This window comes from Mesorhizobium sp. W050 (assembly GCF_054719535.1).
The window spans coordinates 5,086,554-5,103,329 of sequence record NZ_JBTTIH010000001.1 but is presented as its reverse complement, the minus strand read 5'-3'; the positions used below and the strand labels follow the sequence as shown (position 1 = coordinate 5,103,329).

The following is a 16,776-nucleotide window of genomic DNA, read 5'->3' as shown; positions in this document are numbered from 1 at the left end:
GAAGCCCCCATCCAGAGACGTGTCATGAGTTTCTTCATCAGGAAAATGTCGCGCCGCACCATCGTGCAGGCGCTGATTGCGATGCCGGCGCTACAGCTTTTTCGCAAGCTGCCTGACAGCGACCGCCCCCCGGCCGATCCCGACGAGATCGTCGTGGTCAATGGCTGGATCCTGAAGCGGAGCGACCTGGCATGATCTTCGACAGCTATGAGGCGTTTCGAGCCTCGGATTTCAAGCCCAAGGTCTGCATTCTCGGCTCCGGGCCGGCCGGCACCACAATTGCCAGAAAGCTCGGCGCCGCCGGCATTCCGGTCGTGGTGCTGGAGGCCGGCGCACGCGAATTCAGCGACGAGTCGCAGGATTTCTACCGCGGCTCCACGGTCGGCGATCAATATTTCGATCTCGACATCACCCGGCTGCGCTTCATGGGCGGGTCGTCGAACCACTGGGCCGGCTGGTGCCGCGTGCTCGACAAGCAGGACTTTGAGCCCAAGGCATGGGCGCCGGACACCGGCTGGCCAATCGCCCGGACCGACATCGAGCCCTATCTGTCCGAGGTGCACGACATACTCGAGCTTCCCGACTTCAAGCCCGATGTGCCGATTTCAGACGACATACGCTGGGTGCAGCTGATCAAGAGCCCGGCCGTGCGCTTTGGCGAGAAATTCTCCGACGAGCTCGACAAGAGCAAGAACATAGCGCTCGTCCTCAACACCTATGCCACCGAACTTGCCGGCGACGGCAAGCGAGTGACCGGCGCCAGGCTGTGGTCGAACGGCAAGGATGCCGGCGCTTTCAGCGCCGATTATTTCATCGTCTGCGCCGGCGGGCTGGAGAATTCGCGGCTGCTTCTATGGTCGAACCAGCGCTCGAATGGCGGCGTGGTGCCGAACGCCACGGCACTTGGCCGCTACTGGATGGAGCACCCGACCTTCGAGGGCGGCAATGCCATCCTAGCCGATTACAGCGAGTTCGAGGTCGATGCCGTCAACGAGGCGTTCTTCTCGCCGACGCTCGCCGCCATGGAGCGGCTGCAGATCATGAATTTCGGCATACGCCTGATCGAGACGCCCTATGCCGGCGTCAAGAGCCTGATTGCCGACCTTGCCTGCACCGCGCCCGAGGCCGCCGAATGGGTCGCCTACCAGCTCAGCCAGAACCTGCGCTGCGCCGCCCAGCTCTACGTCGCCTGGGAACAGGCGCCGCTGGCCTCGAACCATATCGAATTGTCGAAGACCGATGTCGACCGTGCCGGCGTGCCGCGCATCGAGCTGCACTGGAAGAAGTCGCCGTTGGAGCGCCGCACCATCCTCGAGGGGCTCAAGTTGTTCGGAACGACGCTGATCGAGAAGGACCTCGGCCGCGTCCGCATCATGGACTGGCTGACCAATGGCGAGGACTACCCGACGGATGAGGAACTGGCCGGCCACCACCACATGGGCGGCACGCGCATGGGCACCGATGTCGTCAAGAGCGTGGTCGACGCCAACTGCAAGGTGCACGGCATGGATAATCTCTATGTCGGTGGTTCCTCGGTATTCTGCACCTCTGGCGAATGCAATCCAACGACGACGATCACAGCGCTTGCCTGCCGGCTAGGCGACCATCTGACCAAAGTAATCACGGTGTGACGAAGTCATCCACGGTGTGACGAAGTCATTACCGTCTGATTGTCAAAAAAGCGAACGGCGCGACAGGATTGCTGCCGGCGCTACCCATGCCTTGGTGTCGAAACCCTCGGAAATCAGCGCCAACGAGATCTCCGTCCTCCTTTGTGGGGAGGGATTAAGGGTGGGGGTAGGTGCCGCGCAAACCCTTCAGGATTTGCTAAACCGTCGCTGGGTCCAGCGCCGGCTGCCCCTTGCGGCGGGCGACGATCGCCTTGAAATCGGCGGTCCGGAACGCATCGCGCAACACGTCGAAAGACGGCAGCACGAAATAGGCGCGCTGGAACTTGTCGATCTCGTAACCGGTGCGCATCACCGTTTCGAGGTCGAAGGGCACGTGGTGCGCGTCCGCGCTCGCGACGGCGAACTGCAATTCGGTGAACGACGACATCAGCCCGGCGCCGAAAGCTTTCAGCTTCTGGCCCTCCTCCTGTATCAGGCCGTATTCGGCGGTGTACCAGTAGAGACGGGTGATCATCTCGTCACCGCCCAGCGCAATCACGCTCTCGGCCTTTTCGCCATACATCTGCATGAAGTCGGCAAACACCGGCTGCGTCAGGATGGGCACATGGCCGAAGAAGTCGTGGAACATGTCGGGTTCGACGATGTAGTCGAGCTCGTCCTTGGTGCGAAGCCAGTTGGTAACGGGGAAGCGGCGGTTGGCGAGATGGTCGAAGAAGGGCGCGGCCGGGATGAGGCCAGGCACGGCGACGATTTCCCAGCCGGTCAGCTTGCGCAGCTTGTCTGAGACCGCGCCGAAATCCGGGATCTTGTCGAGCAGGCCGAGTGCGGCGACCCCATCGAGATAGGAGTGGTGCGCCAGCTTCTGCGTCAGCTTGGTCTGCCGGTCGCACAGCGTGCGCCACACCGCCTGTTCGTCAGCGGTGTAGTTGTAGCCCTGCGCCACGGTGAAATCGGAACGGCAGACCGAATAGTCGCCACGCAGGCCTTGCGCCGCGCAATCACGGGCATATTCGGCAACGCTCATCGTCGTCATGGTTCTTCTCCCCTGATCGTGACACTTTAATCTGTCCGCAGAGTCTAGCGGCGGCCGGCGAGGCAATTCAGCTTTGATGATGGCTTGGGTCCATGATTTGAGGTAAAAATCACCAAACAGAAGCTGAAAGAGAGTGAAAATGCCTCAGTTCGACGATTTCGAGATCAAGATGCTGGATGTGCTTCAGCGCGATGGACGCAAGCCCGTGTCCGAACTGGCGCAGGAGATCGGCCTGTCGACGACGCCTTGCGCCCGCCGCTTCGAGGCGCTGCAGGAGGCCGGCATCATCAAGGGCTTTGCCGCCGTGCTCAACCGCCGCGCCGTCGGCCTGATGGTCGAGGTGTTCATCCAGGTGCGCCTCACCAGCCACAGCGACGGTTCGCCCGAAAGCTTCATCGCCGCCGTGCAACGCATGGACGAAGTGTCGTCATGCTGGACGATGACCGGCGACCACGATTTCCTGCTGCACGTCATGGTGCCGTCGGTCGACGAACTCAACGCCTTCGTCATGCACCGCCTGATGCGCCTTGCCGGCGTGCGCGACGTTCACACCCAGCTGGTGCTGCAGAACATCAAGGGCCCGGGCCACGTGCCGCTCGCCCATCTCAGGCGGTAGGACACGCATCGCCATTTCTGCGGAAAAGCTGCACGCAAACTGCTGAACGGAGCCCAAATGCGAAACTGAAACGCCGGCTACGCCATGCGGACCGTCGCTCAAAGGTCCGTCATGAACATCGTGCTGATCAATCCGCCGCACACCGCCATCGGCAGCCGCGTGCCCGATGACCATCTGCCACCGCTCGGCCTGCTGGCACTGGGCGGCCCGCTTATCGACGCCGGCCATAAAGTCCGGCTGGTCGATGCCGAATTCGGGCCGATGCCGTTGGAAACGCTGGTGCGCGATGCGCTCAGCGGCCAGCCCGATTGCATCCTGATCGGCCACTCCGGCTCGACCTCGGCGCATCCCACCGCGCTCGCGATCGCCCGCATGGTCAAGGCGCTCGAGCCGGCGACGCTGGTGATCTATGGCGGCGTGTTCCCGACCTATCACTGGCGCGACATATTGGCGGCGAGCGATGTCTTCGACTTCATCGTGCGCGGCGAGGGCGAGGAAACCATCCTTGCCCTGGTCGTGGCACTGGACAATCGCCGGCCGCTGGGCGATGTCGCGGGTATCGCCTATCGCGACGATCTCGGCCGCCCCTTCGCGACGCGGCCGGCCGGGACCACTGCCAATCTGGACGAGTACCGCGTCAGCTGGGAGCTGATCGATCACCGCCGCTACAGCTATTGGGGCGGCAAGCGCGCCGTGGTCATGCAGTTTTCGCGGGGCTGCCCGCATCTGTGCAACTATTGCGGCCAGCGCGGTTTCTGGACCCGCTGGCGGCACCGCGACCCCAAGAAATTTGCGCAGGAGATTGCCTGGCTGCACCGCCAGCACGGCGTCGAACTGATCAACCTCGCCGACGAAAACCCGACCGTATCGAAGAAGGTTTGGCGCGCCTTTCTCGATGCGCTGATCGCCGAGAACGTGCCGGTGCTGATCGTCGGCTCGACCCGGGCCGACGACATCCTGCACCTCTATCGCAAGGCCGGCGTCATCCGCTGGCTGCTCGGCATGGAAAACACCGACGAGCAGACGCTTCAACTGATCCGCAAGGGCGGCAGCACCTCATCCGACCGCGAGGCGATCCGGCTGCTCCGCCAGCATGGCATACTGTCCATGGCGACCTGGGTGGCGGGGTTCGAGGATGAGACCTTTCGCGATCTGTGGCGCGGCTTTCGCCAGCTGCTTGCCTATGACCCCGACCAGATCCAGGCGCTTTATGTCACGCCGCACCGCTGGACGCCGTTCTTCCGCATCGCCAAGGACCGCAAGGTGATCCAGACCGATGCCCGGCTGTGGGACTACAAGCACCAGGTGCTGCAGATGACCCGGCTGAAACCGTGGATGCTGTTCTTCTCGATCAAGCTGATCGAGGTCGCGGTGCAGTCGCGGCCGAAGGCGCTGGCGCGCATTCTCTTCCACCCCGATCCCGAACAGCGCCATTCGATGCGCTGGTACACGCAAATGGGCCGCCGCGTCTGGTTCCGCGAGGTCTGGGGTTTCCTGGCCCGCGACCGCCGCCTCAAGGATGGTCCGACGCTGGCTGAGTTCTGGGGCGCGCCGCAGGATGCCGATGAGGAATCCATGGTCGTCATGCGCCCGCCCGCTCAAGCCGGCCGAAGCGGCTGTCGCGATCTCGGCCGGCGCCTGACGGGCTCGCTGCCCTTCATACCTACCGTATGCGTATTGACATACGCAGCGTATGTACCCACCTCATGCATACGGGACGTATGTGAGTGCCCCGGACAATGGAGTGAAAATGACCAAACGTGACGCGATCTTTCCTGCCGGCCGGCAGGCTCTCTACGAGATAAATCGCTATTCTGCTGCAATCCGATCAGGCGATCTTTTGTTTGTCTCGGGCCAGGTCGGCAGCCGCGAGGACGGGTCGCCCGAACCTGTCTTCGAAAAGCAGGTCCAGCTTGCCTTCGATAATCTCGCGGCAGTGCTGAAAGCAGCGGGCGCCACGTTCGACGATATAGTCGACGTGACCACCTTCCACACCGATCCGGCAACGCAATGGCCCGTGATCGATGCCGTTCGGCTGAAGGTGTTCGGTGAACCGCCCTACACCAATTGGACGGCGGTCGGCGTCAACTGGTTAGCCGGCTTCGACTTCGAGATAAAGGTCATCGCGCGCCTGCCCCAGCCTGCCTAAGGGCTGGCCAGCCGACCAACTGGCCGCCAAGCCAGTTGCCGATCAGGGCACGATTAGCGTGCCGGCGCCGTGTTCGGTGAACAATTCCAGCAGCACCGCATGCGGCGTCTTGCCGTTGAGGATGACGACGCCTTCGACGCCGCGCTCGATCGCCTCGATGCAGGTCTCGACTTTGGGGATCATGCCGCCCGACACCGTGCCGTCCTTGATCAGCGCCTTGGCTTCGGCCACCGTCAGCTCGTCGATCAGCTTCTTGTTCTTGTCGAGCACGCCGGGCACGTCGGTTAGGAACAAAAGGCGCGTCGCCTGGCAGGCGCCGGCGATGGCGCCGGCGAAGGTGTCGGCATTGATGTTGTAGGTATGGCCATCGCGGCCGGGCGCCACCGGCGCCAGCACCGGGATCATTTCGGAGCGCGCCAGCAGGTCGAGCAGGGTGCGGTCGACTTCGACCGGTTCGCCCACAAAACCGAGATCGAGCACACGCTCGATGTTGGAATCCGGGTCGATCATGGTCTTGCGAGCCTTTTCGGCGAACACCATGTTGCCGTCCTTGCCGCACAGGCCGATCGCCCATTCGCCCTCGGCGTTGATCAGCGCGACGATCTCCTTGTTGATCGAACCAGCCAGCACCATCTCGACGATTTCGACCGTCTTCTGGTCCGTGACGCGCAGTCCGCCTTCGAACTTGGATTCGATGCCCATCTTGGCCAGCATGGCGCCGATCTGCGGCCCGCCGCCATGGACGACGATCGGGTTGACGCCGGACTGCTTCAGCAGCGCGATGTCACGGGCGAAAGCCTTGCCGAGCTCGATATCGCCCATGGCATGGCCGCCATATTTCACCACCACCGTCTTGTGCTCGTAGCGCTGCATATAGGGCAGGGCCCGCGAGAGCAGGGCGGCCTGCATTTCGGCGGTGGCGGTGATCTCCGTCATCGGCATGGTTCCCTGGATGCGGGTAAGGACGGCGGCGTCTTAGCGGGAATTGGCCCAGGCCGCAAACAGCTTTGCTATCACGATGATGAAATCTGCCGGATCAGGCCGGCACCTTGAGCGGCGCCCGCCGCGTCAGCCAGCCGGAAATCTTCTCCATCTGCGCGGCGAGCGACAAAACCGTCTGCTCGTCGCCGGGGCGGCCGACGCCCTGGATGTCGAGCGGCAGGCCATTCTGGATCGCCGGCCAGTGGTGAACCACAGGCTCTTGTCCATCAATCGCCCAAACAGGGATCTGATCTCCAAGGCACGGGTCAGATGCAATTTTTCGAGCAGGTTTCGATGAGCTCGTCGGCCCCCTTCGGGTCCATGGCGCGCAGGCAAGCGGCGGATGCGCAATGATCGGGTTGCCTCGGCGCGCGCGATCGCAGCATCGACAAGGTCCGGCGGCGAGATCTCGCCTCTATGCACCAGCTCCGCCAAGCCGGTCGCATCGTTCTCCCACAGCATCTGTTCGGCCGACATTGCTGTTCCCCTTTCTGCGGGAGGCTAACGACAGCCGATTTCCTTGGCACCGACCGGCGATTACTGGCGATCGGGCGCGGACATCGTTTGCGTGGACAACAAGATTTCTGCCTTTGCAAATAAATCGTGATCACTTAGCTTGTCCGTATGACGCCGCAGGATATCTCCACCCTGATTGTCCGGACCTCGATGAAGGATCGGACTGCGTTCGATCTGCTTTACCGGCAAACCAGTGCGAAACTTTTCGGCGTGTGCCTTCGTGTATTGAAGGATCGCGGAGATGCGGAAGAAGCGCTGCAAGAAGTCTTCGTCAAAGTGTGGACGAAGGCGGATCGTTTCGCTGTTTCCGATCTCAGCCCAATCTCCTGGCTGGTGGCCATAGCACGCAATCATGCGATTGATCGCATCCGGTCGCGACGCAAGCCTGCTGCCGATATCGATGCCGCGCTCGACGTGGCTGACCCCGGTCCCGGGCCAGAGGCTATGGTTGTTGCGGGCGGTGAATCCGAGCGCATCTATCAGTGCCTTGAAGAGTTGGAACAAGACCGGGCGCAAGCCGTTCGAGGTGCTTATTTGAACGGCGAAAGTTACGCCGAGCTCGCGGAACGCCACAAGGTTCCGCTCAACACGATGCGGACATGGCTGCGCCGCAGCCTGTTGAAACTTAGAGAATGTCTGGAAAGATGACCCTGGCAGAAGAAAATGGACCGGAACGTGGAGGCGACGACCTGCTCGCAGCCGAATACGTTCTCGGCGTGCTGCCGGCGGATGAGCGCCAGATAGCCTCCGGACGCATCGACGCGGAGACCGGCTTTGCCAGTCTCGTCGATTCCTGGGAAGTGAACCTCTCGCCGATCGCTGCCGCTTATGCTGAGGTAGAGCCGCCGGCCACGATCAAGCCGGCTATCGATCGCCGGCTGTTCTCCTCCACCGCGGCGTCGGGGACGGCCCCGAGCGGCAGCCTGTGGTCCAGCCTTAGCTTCTGGCGCGGCCTCACCGCAGCGGCTCTCGCGGCCCTGGTGCTCTATGTCGCCGTGCCTTACGTCAGGTCGCCAGTCGTCGTGCCGCAGGAGCGCCTCGTCGCCTCGCTGGCTGCCGAAGGCAGCGATGTCAAATACCTTGTCGTCTACGACGCTTCCCGCCGCGATGTCGGCCTGTCGCTGGTTTCGGGCGAACGCGCCGCCGGCAAGGACTTCGAACTGTGGATGATCGAAGGCAAGAATGCGCCGGTCTCGATGGGTGTCATTCCCGCCGGCCAGGTCACGCACATTCCGGTTACCCCGGCAGTGCAGCAGAAGCTGGCGCAAGGCGCCGTGCTTGCCGTCAGCGTCGAGCCGACGGGCGGTTCGACGACCGGACAGCCGACCGGACCGGTCGTTGCCGCGGGCGACCTGAAGGGCATCTGATAGATCGTAAAACCATGACGTCACAATGAAGACAGCGGAAGTACATCTTCCGTTGTTTTCGTTTTGGATACGCTGCTGGAGATTAGAGATTCGATCTCCGGAGATAATTCGCCGACAAGATAAAGGATAAATTTTTCCCGGCGCGCGGAAACTCAGGCAGTTCTATTACGTATCTCCTCATGTTCCCGAAAGAGGAAACAATAACCCTGAGGAGTTCGAACACTATGCGTAGAATCGCCACCCTTTTGCTCGCCGGTACCATTGCCGTCTCCGCCCTCGCCACAATCGCCTATGCCGAGAATCCGATGGTTGGCGGCGCCGCCATGTACGCCAACAAGAACATCGTTGAGAACGCCGTCAATTCGAAGGATCACACGACACTGGTCGCCGCCGTCAAGGCTGCCGGCCTGGTCGAGACGCTGCAGGGCGCCGGCCCGTTCACCGTCTTCGCGCCGACCAATGAGGCCTTCGCCGCGCTTCCGGCTGGCACGGTCGAGACGCTGCTCAAGCCCGAGAACAAGGACAAGCTCACCAAGATCCTGACCTGCCATGTCATCGGCGCCAAGGCGATGGGCGCCGATGTCGCCTCGATGGCCAAGGCCGATGGCGGAACCCATAAGGTCAAGACGGTCGGCGGCTGCGAGCTGTCGCTCAAGGCCGATGGCGGCAAGGTCACCGTAGCCGACGAGAACGGCAATGTCGCCAATGTCACGATCGCCGATGTCGAGCAGTCGAACGGCGTCATCCACGTCATCGACAAGGTCCTGCTGCCGAAGATGTAACAAAGCCCCTGCCGCCGACGAACAGGCGGTAAGCTCCTGCAGATTGCGCGGCCCCGCCCCCGTGGGCCGAGCAAACGACCGAGCGCTCCATCCCGTCCGCAACAAGCGCGAGCCGGTGTGGAGCGTTCGTTTGCAGGACAACCGTCACCGGCTTTTGATTTTCCAGTGGCGGCCAAATTTGGCAAAACAACCCGCAGGAGGATTTCTGTCATGAACCGTCGAGATTTGCTTTTGAGCGGCGCCGCCATCGCTGCCGTGGCCGGCGCGGCGGCAACGTTGCGCATGGGCGGGCCCGCTAAGGCTGCCGAAACCTTCGAGGTCACCAAGACCGACGCCGAGTGGCACGCCATCCTGTCCGACGAAGCCTTCAACGTGCTGCGCAAGGAAGGCACCGAGTATCCCGGCACCAGCCCGCTGCTCAACGAGCACCGCAAGGGCATTTTCGCCTGCGCCGGCTGCGACCTGCCGGTCTATTCCTCGGAGACCAAGTTCGATTCCGGCACCGGCTGGCCGAGCTTCTGGCAAGAGATTGCCAACGCCGTCGGCAAGACCGAGGACCGTTCGCTCGGCATGACCCGTACCGAGGTCCACTGCCGCCGCTGTGGCGGGCATCTCGGCCATGTCTTCGACGATGGCCCGGCGCCGACCGGCCTGCGCCATTGCATCAACGGCGTTGCGCTCAGCTTCAAGCCGGCCACTGCCTGACCGTTCGGCGTCTTTTAGCGGGGTGGAGATTGGCGCCGGTGTGACGACCGCCCCCTATCTATTGAAATGGGGCGAAAACAGTCAACTTCAAGAATTGGCAGACGGCTTTTTATGCGTAGATTCCGCAGCCCTTAACGAGAGGGCCAGAACCTATGCAACGAACTGAAGCACGGGCTCGCGACGGCGAGCCCAAATCGACCTCCAAATCGACCGACGGTGTTGATGCGGACCGGCCGCGAATATCCCATTCCGTGGTGATCGCCGGCGGCGGCCCGACCGGGTTGATGCTGGCCGGCGAGCTTTCCCTGGCCGGCATCGATGTCGCCATCGTCGAGCGGCGCGAGAACCAGGACCTCGCGGGCGCGCGCTCGGGCGGCCTGCATTCGCGCACCATCGAGATCTTCGACCAGCGCGGCATTGCCGATCGGTTCCTGTCGCAAGGCCAGACCGCACAGGTCGCAGGCTTCGCCGGCGTTTCGCTTGATATCAGCGACTTCCCCACCCGCCACAATTACGGGCTGGCGCTGTGGCAAAAGCACATAGAGCGCATCCTTGCTGACTGGGTCGAGGAGCTTGGCGTCACGTTCTACCGTGGCCGCGAGGTGACAGGCTTGGTGCAGGATGGCGGCGGCGTCGATGTCGCGCTGAGCGATGGCGGGTCGCTTCGTGCCGATTATCTCGTCGGCTGCGACGGCGGCAGAAGCCTCGTGCGCAAGGCGGCGGGCATCGAGTTCCCCGGTTCCGAGCCGACAACCAGCAATTTGATCGCCGAGATCGAGGTAACGGAAGAGCCGCAATGGGGTATCCACCGCGATGGCATCGGAATTCACGGCCTCAGCAGACTGGAAGACGGTACGGTGCGGGTGCTGGTGACCGAACGCGAGGTCGGGGCCGGCGGCGTGCCCACATTGCATGAGCTCAGCGAGGCGCTCATTGCCGTCTACGGCACCGATTACGGCGTCCACAATCCAACATCGCTGGCCCGCTTCACCGACATGACCCGGCGGGCAGCCTCATACCGCAAGGGGCGGGTGCTGCTGGCAGGCGACGCCGCGCACGTGCATCCACCGGACGGTGGACAGGGGCTGCAGACCGGCGTGCAGGACGCGGTCAATCTGGGCTGGAAGCTCGCCCAAGTGGTCAGGAAAACTGCGCCCGAAAGCCTGCTCGACAGCTACCAGGCAGAGCGCCACCCGATTGCCGCGCGTGTGATGAAAAACACCATGGCGTCGGTCGTGCTCCGTCGCGAAGACGAGCGCACCAAGGCGCTGCGCGATACAGTGTCGGAACTTCTCGGCATGGAAGAACCGCGCAAGCGTTTTGCCGGCATGTTGTCCGGCCTGGACATCCACTACGATCTTGGCGAGGGGCATCCGCTGCTGGGGCGTCGCATGCCGGATCTCGACCTCGTCACCTCTGCCGGTCCGCTGCCGGTTTTCGCCCTGCTGCATGACGCTCGGCCGCTGCTGCTTAATCTTGGTGAGCCCGGCGCTTTTGGTATCGGCCAGTGGGTGGAGCGGATTCAGCTGGTCGACGCCAGCTACGATGGCGCATGGGAGCTTCCGGTGCTGGGGGCAGTCGAAGCCCCACGCGCAGTGCTGGTCCGGCCTGACGGTTATGTGGCCTGGGTCGGCGGCCCTGAAGCAGCCGGGCTAACCGACTCGCTGACCAAATGGTTTGGGCCGCCTGCCGCAGCATAGCGCGCCGGGTGTTCGACCAAGGAGCTTGACAACGATCGATGCTTAAGCGTGACCCCGGAAATCGGGGGTGATTTCCGGGGTCACACATGAGGGCGCCAGGCGGGGGATCCGGCGCGCTCAATGGCCTCCGCTACCGCTGCCCGCGGGCGGCGCCGGCTTGGCGATGACCAGGGTGAAGACCGCCATGGTCGCGAACAGCACGGTCAGCATGGTGAACACATCCATGAACGACAGCAGCGACGCCTGCTGCTGGACCATGCCCGACAGTTTGGAGATCGCCGCCTTGGTGGCGTCGAGGCCGGGAGTCTGCTGGAAGTCGAGCGTCATGTTCTGCAGCTTGGCCTGCGCCGCTGCACTGCCCCATTCCACATGCTCGGCCAGCCTGGCGTAGTGGAAGGCGCTGCGATCGATCAGCACGGTGTTGATGACGGCAAGGCCGACCGCACCGCCGAGGTTGCGGGTCAGGTTGAACAGGCCCGACGCGTTCTTCAGCCGGTCCGGCGGCAAGGTGCCGAGCGCAATGTTGTTGATCGGCACCATGCACAGCATCATCGAGCTGCCGCGCAGGATCTGCGGGATCAGCAATTCCCAGAAATCCCAGTCGGCGGTCAGATGCGTCATCCACCATGTGCCGGCAGCGAAACCGAACAGCCCGATCATCATCATGATGCGCAAATCCATCTTGCTCGACAGGATGCCGGAAATCGGCGCGGTGACGAACATCGCCAGGCCGCTGACGAACAGGGCTTCGCCGATCATCAAGGAATCGTAGCCGCGGATGCGTCCGAGGAACACTGGGTAGAGATAGGTCAGACCGTACAGGCCGATGCCGATGACGAAGGAGAACAGCGAACCGAAGGCGAAATTGACGTTGGTGAAGGCCCTGAGATCGACGATCGGCTCCTCGGCGGTAAAGGCGCGCCAGAAGAACAGCGCCGCACCGACAACCATGATGATGGCGCAGATGAACACGGCCTGTTCCTGCAGCCAGTCATGGTTCGGACCTTCCTCGAGCACATATTCCATGCAGCCGAGGAACGCCGCCATGCCGGCAAGGCCCCACCAGTCGAACTTGCTGAACAGGCCGAGATTGGGCTTGTCGAAATCGATCAGGGTCCAAGTCGTGACCGTCACCAGAATGCCTGGAATGACATTGATGAGGAACAGCCAGTGCCACGACATGGCATGGCTGATATAGCCGCCGACGGTCGGGCCGATGGTCGGCGCCAGCGTCGCCACCAGGCCGATCATCGGCGACACCATGGCGCGGCGCGACGGCGGGAAGATGGTGAAGGCGGCGGCGAAAACGCTCGGGATCATGCCGCCGCCGATAAAGCCCTGGATGGCTCGGTAGACGATCATCTGGTCGATGTTGGTGGCGGTCGCGGCCAGCGCGCTGGCCGCCGTGAAGCCGGCCGCGGCGCCTGCAAACAGCACGCGCGTCGACAGCATCCGGCTGAGGAAGCCCGACAGCGGGATCATCACCACTTCGGCGATCAGATAGGCGGTCTGCACCCATGGGATTTCGTCGGAACTGGCGCTGAGGCCGGCCTGGATCTCGGCCAGCGAGGCTGAGACGATCTGGATGTCGAGGATCGCCATGAACATGCCGAACACCATCGCCAGGAAGGCGATGAGGCGGCGCGTCGAGATGGTCGTCGGTACCGCCGGCATGGCAGGCGCCGGCGCCGCTCCTGCTGTTATGGTTGCGGTTGCCATGGCATTGCTCCCGGCGTTCGCTCAGTTCGCCGCGGCCGGAGCCGTGCGGCTGTCGACGGCGACGACGACGCTCAGGCCGGCGCGCAGCCTGCCGGCCTTCAGCACATCGGCCGGCACGTCGATGCGAACCGGGATGCGCTGCACCACCTTGGTGAAGTTGCCGGTGGCATTTTCCGGCGGCAGCAGCGAGAACACCGCACCCGAAGCCGGCGCCAGCGACGACACCGTGCCTTCGAAATCATGGCCGTCCGTGGCGTCGACCGAGACCCGCACCTTCTCGCCGGGCACCAGCTTGGCCAGCTGCGTCTCCTTGAAGTTGGCAACGATGTAGAGCTTGTCCAGCGGCACCACGACGGCGAGCTTCTGGCCGGGGCTGACGAGGTCGCCCTGCTCGACCGAGCGGTTGCCGACGACGCCGTCATAAGGCGCCTTGAGCACGGTGAAGGACAGATCGCGCGCGGCCTTGTCGCGGTTCAGCCGCAGCGAAGCCAGCGTGCTGGCCGATTCGGCGCGCTGCGCTTCGAACACGCCGATATTGGCCTGTGCGGCTGCAATCTGCGCGTCGGCGCCGACGAGGGCTGCATTGGCCTGGTCGAGAGCGGTCTGGGCATCGTCCAATTGCGCCTGTGTGCCGACATGCGTCTTGACCAGTTGCGCGGCGCGCTGCTGGGCGCGAGCGGCGTTGTCGGCTGCCGCCTGGTCGGCGACCTTCTGCGCCTGCGCCTGTTGCAGCGAAGCTTGCGCCGCCTTGGTCTGCGCGTCGATACGGTCGAGCGTCTTGGCCAGCGTGGCGATCTGCGCCTCCGCCTGGGCAACGGCTATTCTGTAGTCGCCGTCGTCGATCGTCAGCAGCGGATCGCCGGCCTTGACCTGCTGGTTCTCCGAGACCTTGACTTGATCGACATAGCCGGAAATCTTCGGCGAGACGAACGACATGTCGGCCTGGACATAGGCATCGTCGGTCGAGATCAGGAACCGGCCGTCGGTCCAGTAATTATAGCCATACCAGGCGCCGGCGCTGAGCAGAGCGAGGCCGATGATCGGCAGCATGAACGAGCGAGCCGACCGCTTCTTCTTGGCCGGCACCTCGGCCAAAACTTCGGCGGCAGGCTTGATGGGCGCTTCCGGCGCTTCGATAACCGGCGAGACCTTGGCGTTGGGGAAGGGGCGGACTTCGGCGGTGGTTGGCGTGTTCGAGGACATGATATCTCGCTACCGTAGCTACATAAGGAAAATGTGTTATACTGAACCGTTCGGTTCGATGCGAACGTTGACATAGCGCTAAAGCAGGCCCATATCAAGAGCAATCGAACCGCCCGGTTCGAATTATTTCGCGAGGTGTGACTTTAATGGCCGACACGTTACCCGACCTCGAAAATGATCGGTGCGATGTGCTGGATAGTGCGCGTCGCGGCCGCCCGGCGGCGGGCCAGGATCCGGTCAAGCGCAGCCAGATCATTGAGGGCGCGCGGCGCGTGTTCATCGACAAGGGCTTCGAAGCGGCGTCGATGAACGACATTACCCGCGAGGCCGGCGTCTCCAAGGGCACGATCTATGTCTACTTCGCCAACAAGGAAGAGCTGTTCGAGGCGCTGATCGAGGAAGAGCGCGGCACCATCTTCAAGAACATGTACGACATGCTCGACCGCGCCGACGATCTGCGCCAGACGCTGGTGAAATTCGGCAAGGTGCTGTCGATGAAGATCACCTCGGCCAAGGTCATCCAGGCGCAACGCACCGTGATCGGCGCCTCCGACAGGATACCGGACATGGGCGCGCGGTTTTACGAACGTGGCCCCAAACGCGGCCACGACAAGGTGGTCAAGTTCCTCAATGCAGCCATCGAACGCGGCCTGCTCAAGATCGATGATGTCGATCTTGCCGCCTATCAATTCACCGAACTGTGCCTCGCCGGCCTGTTTCGCCAGTGCATCTTCGCCTACCGCACCAAGGCGCCGAGCCAGGATGAAATCGACCACATCGTGCGGTCGGGCGTCAGCCTGTTCCTGAAGTCCTACGGCACCGAAAAGCTTGCCGAGGAAGAAAGCCACCAGATGATCGCTGTGGAGGCGAAGCCAAAGGCAAAGGCCTAGTTAGCCAAGGTCTTTTTTCGCAACTCCGGACGGAAAACCGCTTCACACTTCCTGGAGTTGCTTTTAACCGCCATTGGCCGCCAGCACGATCGCCGCGCGCAGTTCGTCCAGACCCTCGCCCTTTTCCGACGACGTGGCGAGCACGAACGGAAACGCCGCCGGCCGCTTCTTGATCTTCAGTAATGTCTCTTCGATCAGCCGCGGCACGCCGGCGGCCTTGATCTTGTCGGTCTTGGTCAGCACGATCTGGTAGGACACCGCCGCCTTGTCGAGCAGCGACAGCACTTCGTCGTCCTTGGCTTTGATGCCATGGCGGGAATCGATCAGCACATAGACCCGCTTCAGCGTCACGCGGCCCTTGAGATAATCGAAGACCAGCTTGGTCCAGTCGTCGACCTTTTCCTTCGGCGCGCTGGCATAGCCGTAGCCCGGCATGTCGACCAGCGCCATTGGCGGCAAGTCGGTGCCTTCGCCGGAAAACCCGCCCGGCACGAAATAGTTGAGCTCCTGCGTGCGGCCCGGCGTGTTGGAGGTGCGCGCCAGCCCGTTATGGCCGAGGAGCGCATTGATCAGCGACGACTTGCCGACATTGGAGCGGCCGGCAAAGGCGATCTCCGGCGGCCCCTCCGGCGGCAGGAACTTCATCGCCGGCACGCCGCGGATGAAGATCCACCCCTTGGTGAACAGGTCGGTTCCGATGACGGCGTTGCCCAACGCGTTCAAATTGCTGCCTCCAGCCTGGAAATATCGGCGCCCCGGATGGCGTTGAGGTTGCGGCCGATCTTGTCCACGGGCCAATTCCACCACGCCGCGGAAAGCAGTCGCCTGACCGTCCTGTCGTCGAAACGCATCTTCACCACCTTTGCCGCATTGCCGGCGACGATCGCATAGGCCGGCACGTCATGCGTCACCACCGATTTCGCCGCCACGATGGCGCCATTGCCGACCGACACGCCGGGCATGATCACCGCATCCATGCCGATCCATACATCATTGCCGACCACCGTGTCGCCGCGCACTTCCTGCGACCACGTCTTCGGGTCGAAGCCTTGCTCCCAGCCATGGCCGAAAATGTTGAACGGATAGGTGGAAAAGCCGGACATGGCATGGTTGGCGCCGTTCATGATGAAGCGCGCGCCCTCGGCGATGGCGCAGAACTTGCCGATGATCAGCTTGTCGCCGATGAAGGGATAATGATGCAGCACGCATCGCTCGGCGAATTTGTCCGGTCCGTCAGGATCGTCATAGTAGGTGAACTCGCCGATCTCGATATTCGGCGCGGTGACCAGGGGCTTGAGGAAGCCGACGCGGGTGTGCATCGGGATGGGGTGTTTGATGTCTGGGTTGGGTCCGTCCATGGCGAGATCCGTCGAGAGTGGCGCAAATTAAAGCCGCCATTCTAGATGGCGTGATCCGCCCTATAGCACCAATCGCCCGATGAGCGAGCCCTGCTGGGCTTCGATGTTCAGTTCGTGCCGCGGCAG

At 62.9% G+C, this 16,776-nt stretch carries 17 protein-coding genes and 1 pseudogene; 11 read left to right on the top strand and 7 right to left on the bottom strand.

The genetic code is table 11. The features are described from left to right. Window positions 1-24: 24 nt before the first annotated feature. Together ACYG9Y_RS24560 and ACYG9Y_RS24555 are read left to right on the top strand one after the other, a co-directional pair. Window positions 25-195, top strand: a complete 171-nt coding sequence (locus tag ACYG9Y_RS24560) for a hypothetical protein (protein ID WP_023673226.1) — start codon at window positions 25-27, stop codon at window positions 193-195. Continuing rightward, window positions 192-1,631, top strand: a complete 1,440-nt coding sequence (locus tag ACYG9Y_RS24555; RefSeq protein ID WP_023693003.1) for a GMC oxidoreductase — start codon at window positions 192-194, stop codon at window positions 1,629-1,631. Before ACYG9Y_RS24560 ends, ACYG9Y_RS24555 begins: the two co-directional genes overlap by 4 nt. Window positions 1,632-1,827: 196 nt before the next feature. Here ACYG9Y_RS24555 and phhA read toward each other — a convergent pair whose 3' ends face one another. Continuing rightward, window positions 1,828-2,664, bottom strand: coding sequence for a phenylalanine 4-monooxygenase (gene phhA, locus ACYG9Y_RS24550; RefSeq protein WP_023739781.1), 837 nt, complete (start codon window positions 2,662-2,664; stop codon window positions 1,828-1,830). Window positions 2,665-2,803: 139 nt separating this feature from the next. Here phhA and ACYG9Y_RS24545 point away from each other — a divergent pair, with 139 nt between their 5' ends. The 3 genes and pseudogenes from ACYG9Y_RS24545 to ACYG9Y_RS24535 all read left to right on the top strand — a co-directional run bounded on the left by ACYG9Y_RS24545 (window position 2,804) and on the right by ACYG9Y_RS24535 (window position 5,429). Then, the gene (locus ACYG9Y_RS24545; protein WP_023732755.1) at window positions 2,804-3,280 is read left to right on the top strand and encodes an Lrp/AsnC family transcriptional regulator; all 477 of its coding nucleotides are present in this window, start codon (window positions 2,804-2,806) and stop codon (window positions 3,278-3,280) included. 111 nt (window positions 3,281-3,391) lie between these two features. Further along, window positions 3,392-4,861: pseudogene (gene bchE / locus ACYG9Y_RS24540) on the top strand (magnesium-protoporphyrin IX monomethyl ester anaerobic oxidative cyclase); the annotation flags it as partial. Between the two features lie 169 nt (window positions 4,862-5,030). Then, window positions 5,031-5,429, top strand: a complete 399-nt coding sequence (locus ACYG9Y_RS24535) for a RidA family protein (RefSeq protein WP_023687463.1) — start codon at window positions 5,031-5,033, stop codon at window positions 5,427-5,429. A gap of 42 nt (window positions 5,430-5,471) precedes the next feature. Here ACYG9Y_RS24535 and argB read toward each other — a convergent pair whose 3' ends face one another. Both argB and ACYG9Y_RS24525 read right to left on the bottom strand, forming a co-directional pair. Then, entirely contained in the window at window positions 5,472-6,365 is an 894-nt protein-coding gene (gene argB, locus ACYG9Y_RS24530) for an acetylglutamate kinase (protein ID WP_013528489.1), read from the bottom strand. A gap of 100 nt (window positions 6,366-6,465) precedes the next feature. Beyond that, window positions 6,466-6,624, bottom strand: coding sequence for a hypothetical protein (locus ACYG9Y_RS24525; protein WP_023732753.1), 159 nt, complete (start codon window positions 6,622-6,624; stop codon window positions 6,466-6,468). 410 nt (window positions 6,625-7,034) lie between these two features. Between ACYG9Y_RS24525 and ACYG9Y_RS24520 the strand changes: the two genes are divergently transcribed. The 5 genes from ACYG9Y_RS24520 (at window position 7,035) to ACYG9Y_RS24500 (ending at window position 11,480) form a co-directional block, all read left to right on the top strand. After that, window positions 7,035-7,574, top strand: coding sequence for a sigma-70 family RNA polymerase sigma factor (locus ACYG9Y_RS24520; protein WP_023673234.1), 540 nt, complete (start codon window positions 7,035-7,037; stop codon window positions 7,572-7,574). Then, window positions 7,571-8,293 (top strand): anti-sigma factor, encoded by a 723-nt coding sequence (locus ACYG9Y_RS24515; RefSeq protein ID WP_023739779.1) that lies wholly within the window; start codon window positions 7,571-7,573, stop codon window positions 8,291-8,293. Before ACYG9Y_RS24520 ends, ACYG9Y_RS24515 begins: the two co-directional genes overlap by 4 nt. A 224-nt stretch (window positions 8,294-8,517) precedes the next feature. After that, window positions 8,518-9,075, top strand: coding sequence for a fasciclin domain-containing protein (locus ACYG9Y_RS24510; RefSeq protein WP_023739778.1), 558 nt, complete (start codon window positions 8,518-8,520; stop codon window positions 9,073-9,075). 210 nt (window positions 9,076-9,285) lie between these two features. After that, complete coding sequence (msrB, locus tag ACYG9Y_RS24505) at window positions 9,286-9,780, top strand: peptide-methionine (R)-S-oxide reductase MsrB (protein ID WP_023739777.1); 495 nt, start codon at window positions 9,286-9,288, stop codon at window positions 9,778-9,780. Between the two features lie 152 nt (window positions 9,781-9,932). Beyond that, window positions 9,933-11,480, top strand: a complete 1,548-nt coding sequence (locus tag ACYG9Y_RS24500; RefSeq protein WP_031253432.1) for an FAD-dependent monooxygenase — start codon at window positions 9,933-9,935, stop codon at window positions 11,478-11,480. Between the two features lie 117 nt (window positions 11,481-11,597). On the opposite strand, the gene ACYG9Y_RS24495 is transcribed toward ACYG9Y_RS24500, so the two are convergent. Both ACYG9Y_RS24495 and ACYG9Y_RS24490 read right to left on the bottom strand, forming a co-directional pair. Then, window positions 11,598-13,199 carry a DHA2 family efflux MFS transporter permease subunit gene (locus tag ACYG9Y_RS24495; protein ID WP_023739775.1) on the bottom strand — a complete coding sequence of 534 codons (1,602 nt, stop codon included), beginning with the start codon at window positions 13,197-13,199 and terminating at the stop codon, window positions 11,598-11,600. 21 nt (window positions 13,200-13,220) lie between these two features. Continuing rightward, window positions 13,221-14,402, bottom strand: a complete 1,182-nt coding sequence (locus ACYG9Y_RS24490) for an HlyD family secretion protein (protein WP_023687455.1) — start codon at window positions 14,400-14,402, stop codon at window positions 13,221-13,223. A gap of 146 nt (window positions 14,403-14,548) precedes the next feature. Between ACYG9Y_RS24490 and ACYG9Y_RS24485 the strand changes: the two genes are divergently transcribed. Beyond that, the gene (locus ACYG9Y_RS24485; protein WP_023739774.1) at window positions 14,549-15,292 is read left to right on the top strand and encodes a TetR/AcrR family transcriptional regulator; all 744 of its coding nucleotides are present in this window, start codon (window positions 14,549-14,551) and stop codon (window positions 15,290-15,292) included. Between the two features lie 63 nt (window positions 15,293-15,355). Here ACYG9Y_RS24485 and yihA read toward each other — a convergent pair whose 3' ends face one another. Together yihA and ACYG9Y_RS24475 are read right to left on the bottom strand one after the other, a co-directional pair. Beyond that, window positions 15,356-16,015, bottom strand: a complete 660-nt coding sequence (gene yihA / locus ACYG9Y_RS24480; RefSeq protein ID WP_023739773.1) for a ribosome biogenesis GTP-binding protein YihA/YsxC — start codon at window positions 16,013-16,015, stop codon at window positions 15,356-15,358. Further along, window positions 16,012-16,650, bottom strand: a complete 639-nt coding sequence (locus ACYG9Y_RS24475) for a CatB-related O-acetyltransferase (protein ID WP_023739772.1) — start codon at window positions 16,648-16,650, stop codon at window positions 16,012-16,014. Before ACYG9Y_RS24475 ends, yihA begins: the two co-directional genes overlap by 4 nt. Window positions 16,651-16,776 lie beyond the last annotated feature (126 nt).

Excerpts from the sequence above, each read along its gene's own strand:
- ACYG9Y_RS24560 (WP_023673226.1), top strand. The coding sequence starts at position 25 with ATGAGTTTCTTCATCAGGAAAATGTCGCGCCGCACCATCGTGCAGGCG.
- ACYG9Y_RS24555 (WP_023693003.1), top strand. The coding sequence starts at position 192 with ATGATCTTCGACAGCTATGAGGCGTTTCGAGCCTCGGATTTCAAGCCC.
- phhA (WP_023739781.1), bottom strand. The coding sequence starts at position 2,664 with ATGACGACGATGAGCGTTGCCGAATATGCCCGTGATTGCGCGGCGCAA.
- ACYG9Y_RS24545 (WP_023732755.1), top strand. The coding sequence starts at position 2,804 with ATGCCTCAGTTCGACGATTTCGAGATCAAGATGCTGGATGTGCTTCAG.
- ACYG9Y_RS24535 (WP_023687463.1), top strand. The coding sequence starts at position 5,031 with ATGACCAAACGTGACGCGATCTTTCCTGCCGGCCGGCAGGCTCTCTAC.
- argB (WP_013528489.1), bottom strand. The coding sequence starts at position 6,365 with ATGACGGAGATCACCGCCACCGCCGAAATGCAGGCCGCCCTGCTCTCG.
- ACYG9Y_RS24520 (WP_023673234.1), top strand. The coding sequence starts at position 7,035 with ATGACGCCGCAGGATATCTCCACCCTGATTGTCCGGACCTCGATGAAG.
- ACYG9Y_RS24515 (WP_023739779.1), top strand. The coding sequence starts at position 7,571 with ATGACCCTGGCAGAAGAAAATGGACCGGAACGTGGAGGCGACGACCTG.
- ACYG9Y_RS24510 (WP_023739778.1), top strand. The coding sequence starts at position 8,518 with ATGCGTAGAATCGCCACCCTTTTGCTCGCCGGTACCATTGCCGTCTCC.
- msrB (WP_023739777.1), top strand. The coding sequence starts at position 9,286 with ATGAACCGTCGAGATTTGCTTTTGAGCGGCGCCGCCATCGCTGCCGTG.
- ACYG9Y_RS24500 (WP_031253432.1), top strand. The coding sequence starts at position 9,933 with ATGCAACGAACTGAAGCACGGGCTCGCGACGGCGAGCCCAAATCGACC.
- ACYG9Y_RS24495 (WP_023739775.1), bottom strand. The coding sequence starts at position 13,199 with ATGGCAACCGCAACCATAACAGCAGGAGCGGCGCCGGCGCCTGCCATG.
- ACYG9Y_RS24490 (WP_023687455.1), bottom strand. The coding sequence starts at position 14,402 with ATGTCCTCGAACACGCCAACCACCGCCGAAGTCCGCCCCTTCCCCAAC.
- ACYG9Y_RS24485 (WP_023739774.1), top strand. The coding sequence starts at position 14,549 with ATGGCCGACACGTTACCCGACCTCGAAAATGATCGGTGCGATGTGCTG.
- ACYG9Y_RS24475 (WP_023739772.1), bottom strand. The coding sequence starts at position 16,650 with ATGGACGGACCCAACCCAGACATCAAACACCCCATCCCGATGCACACC.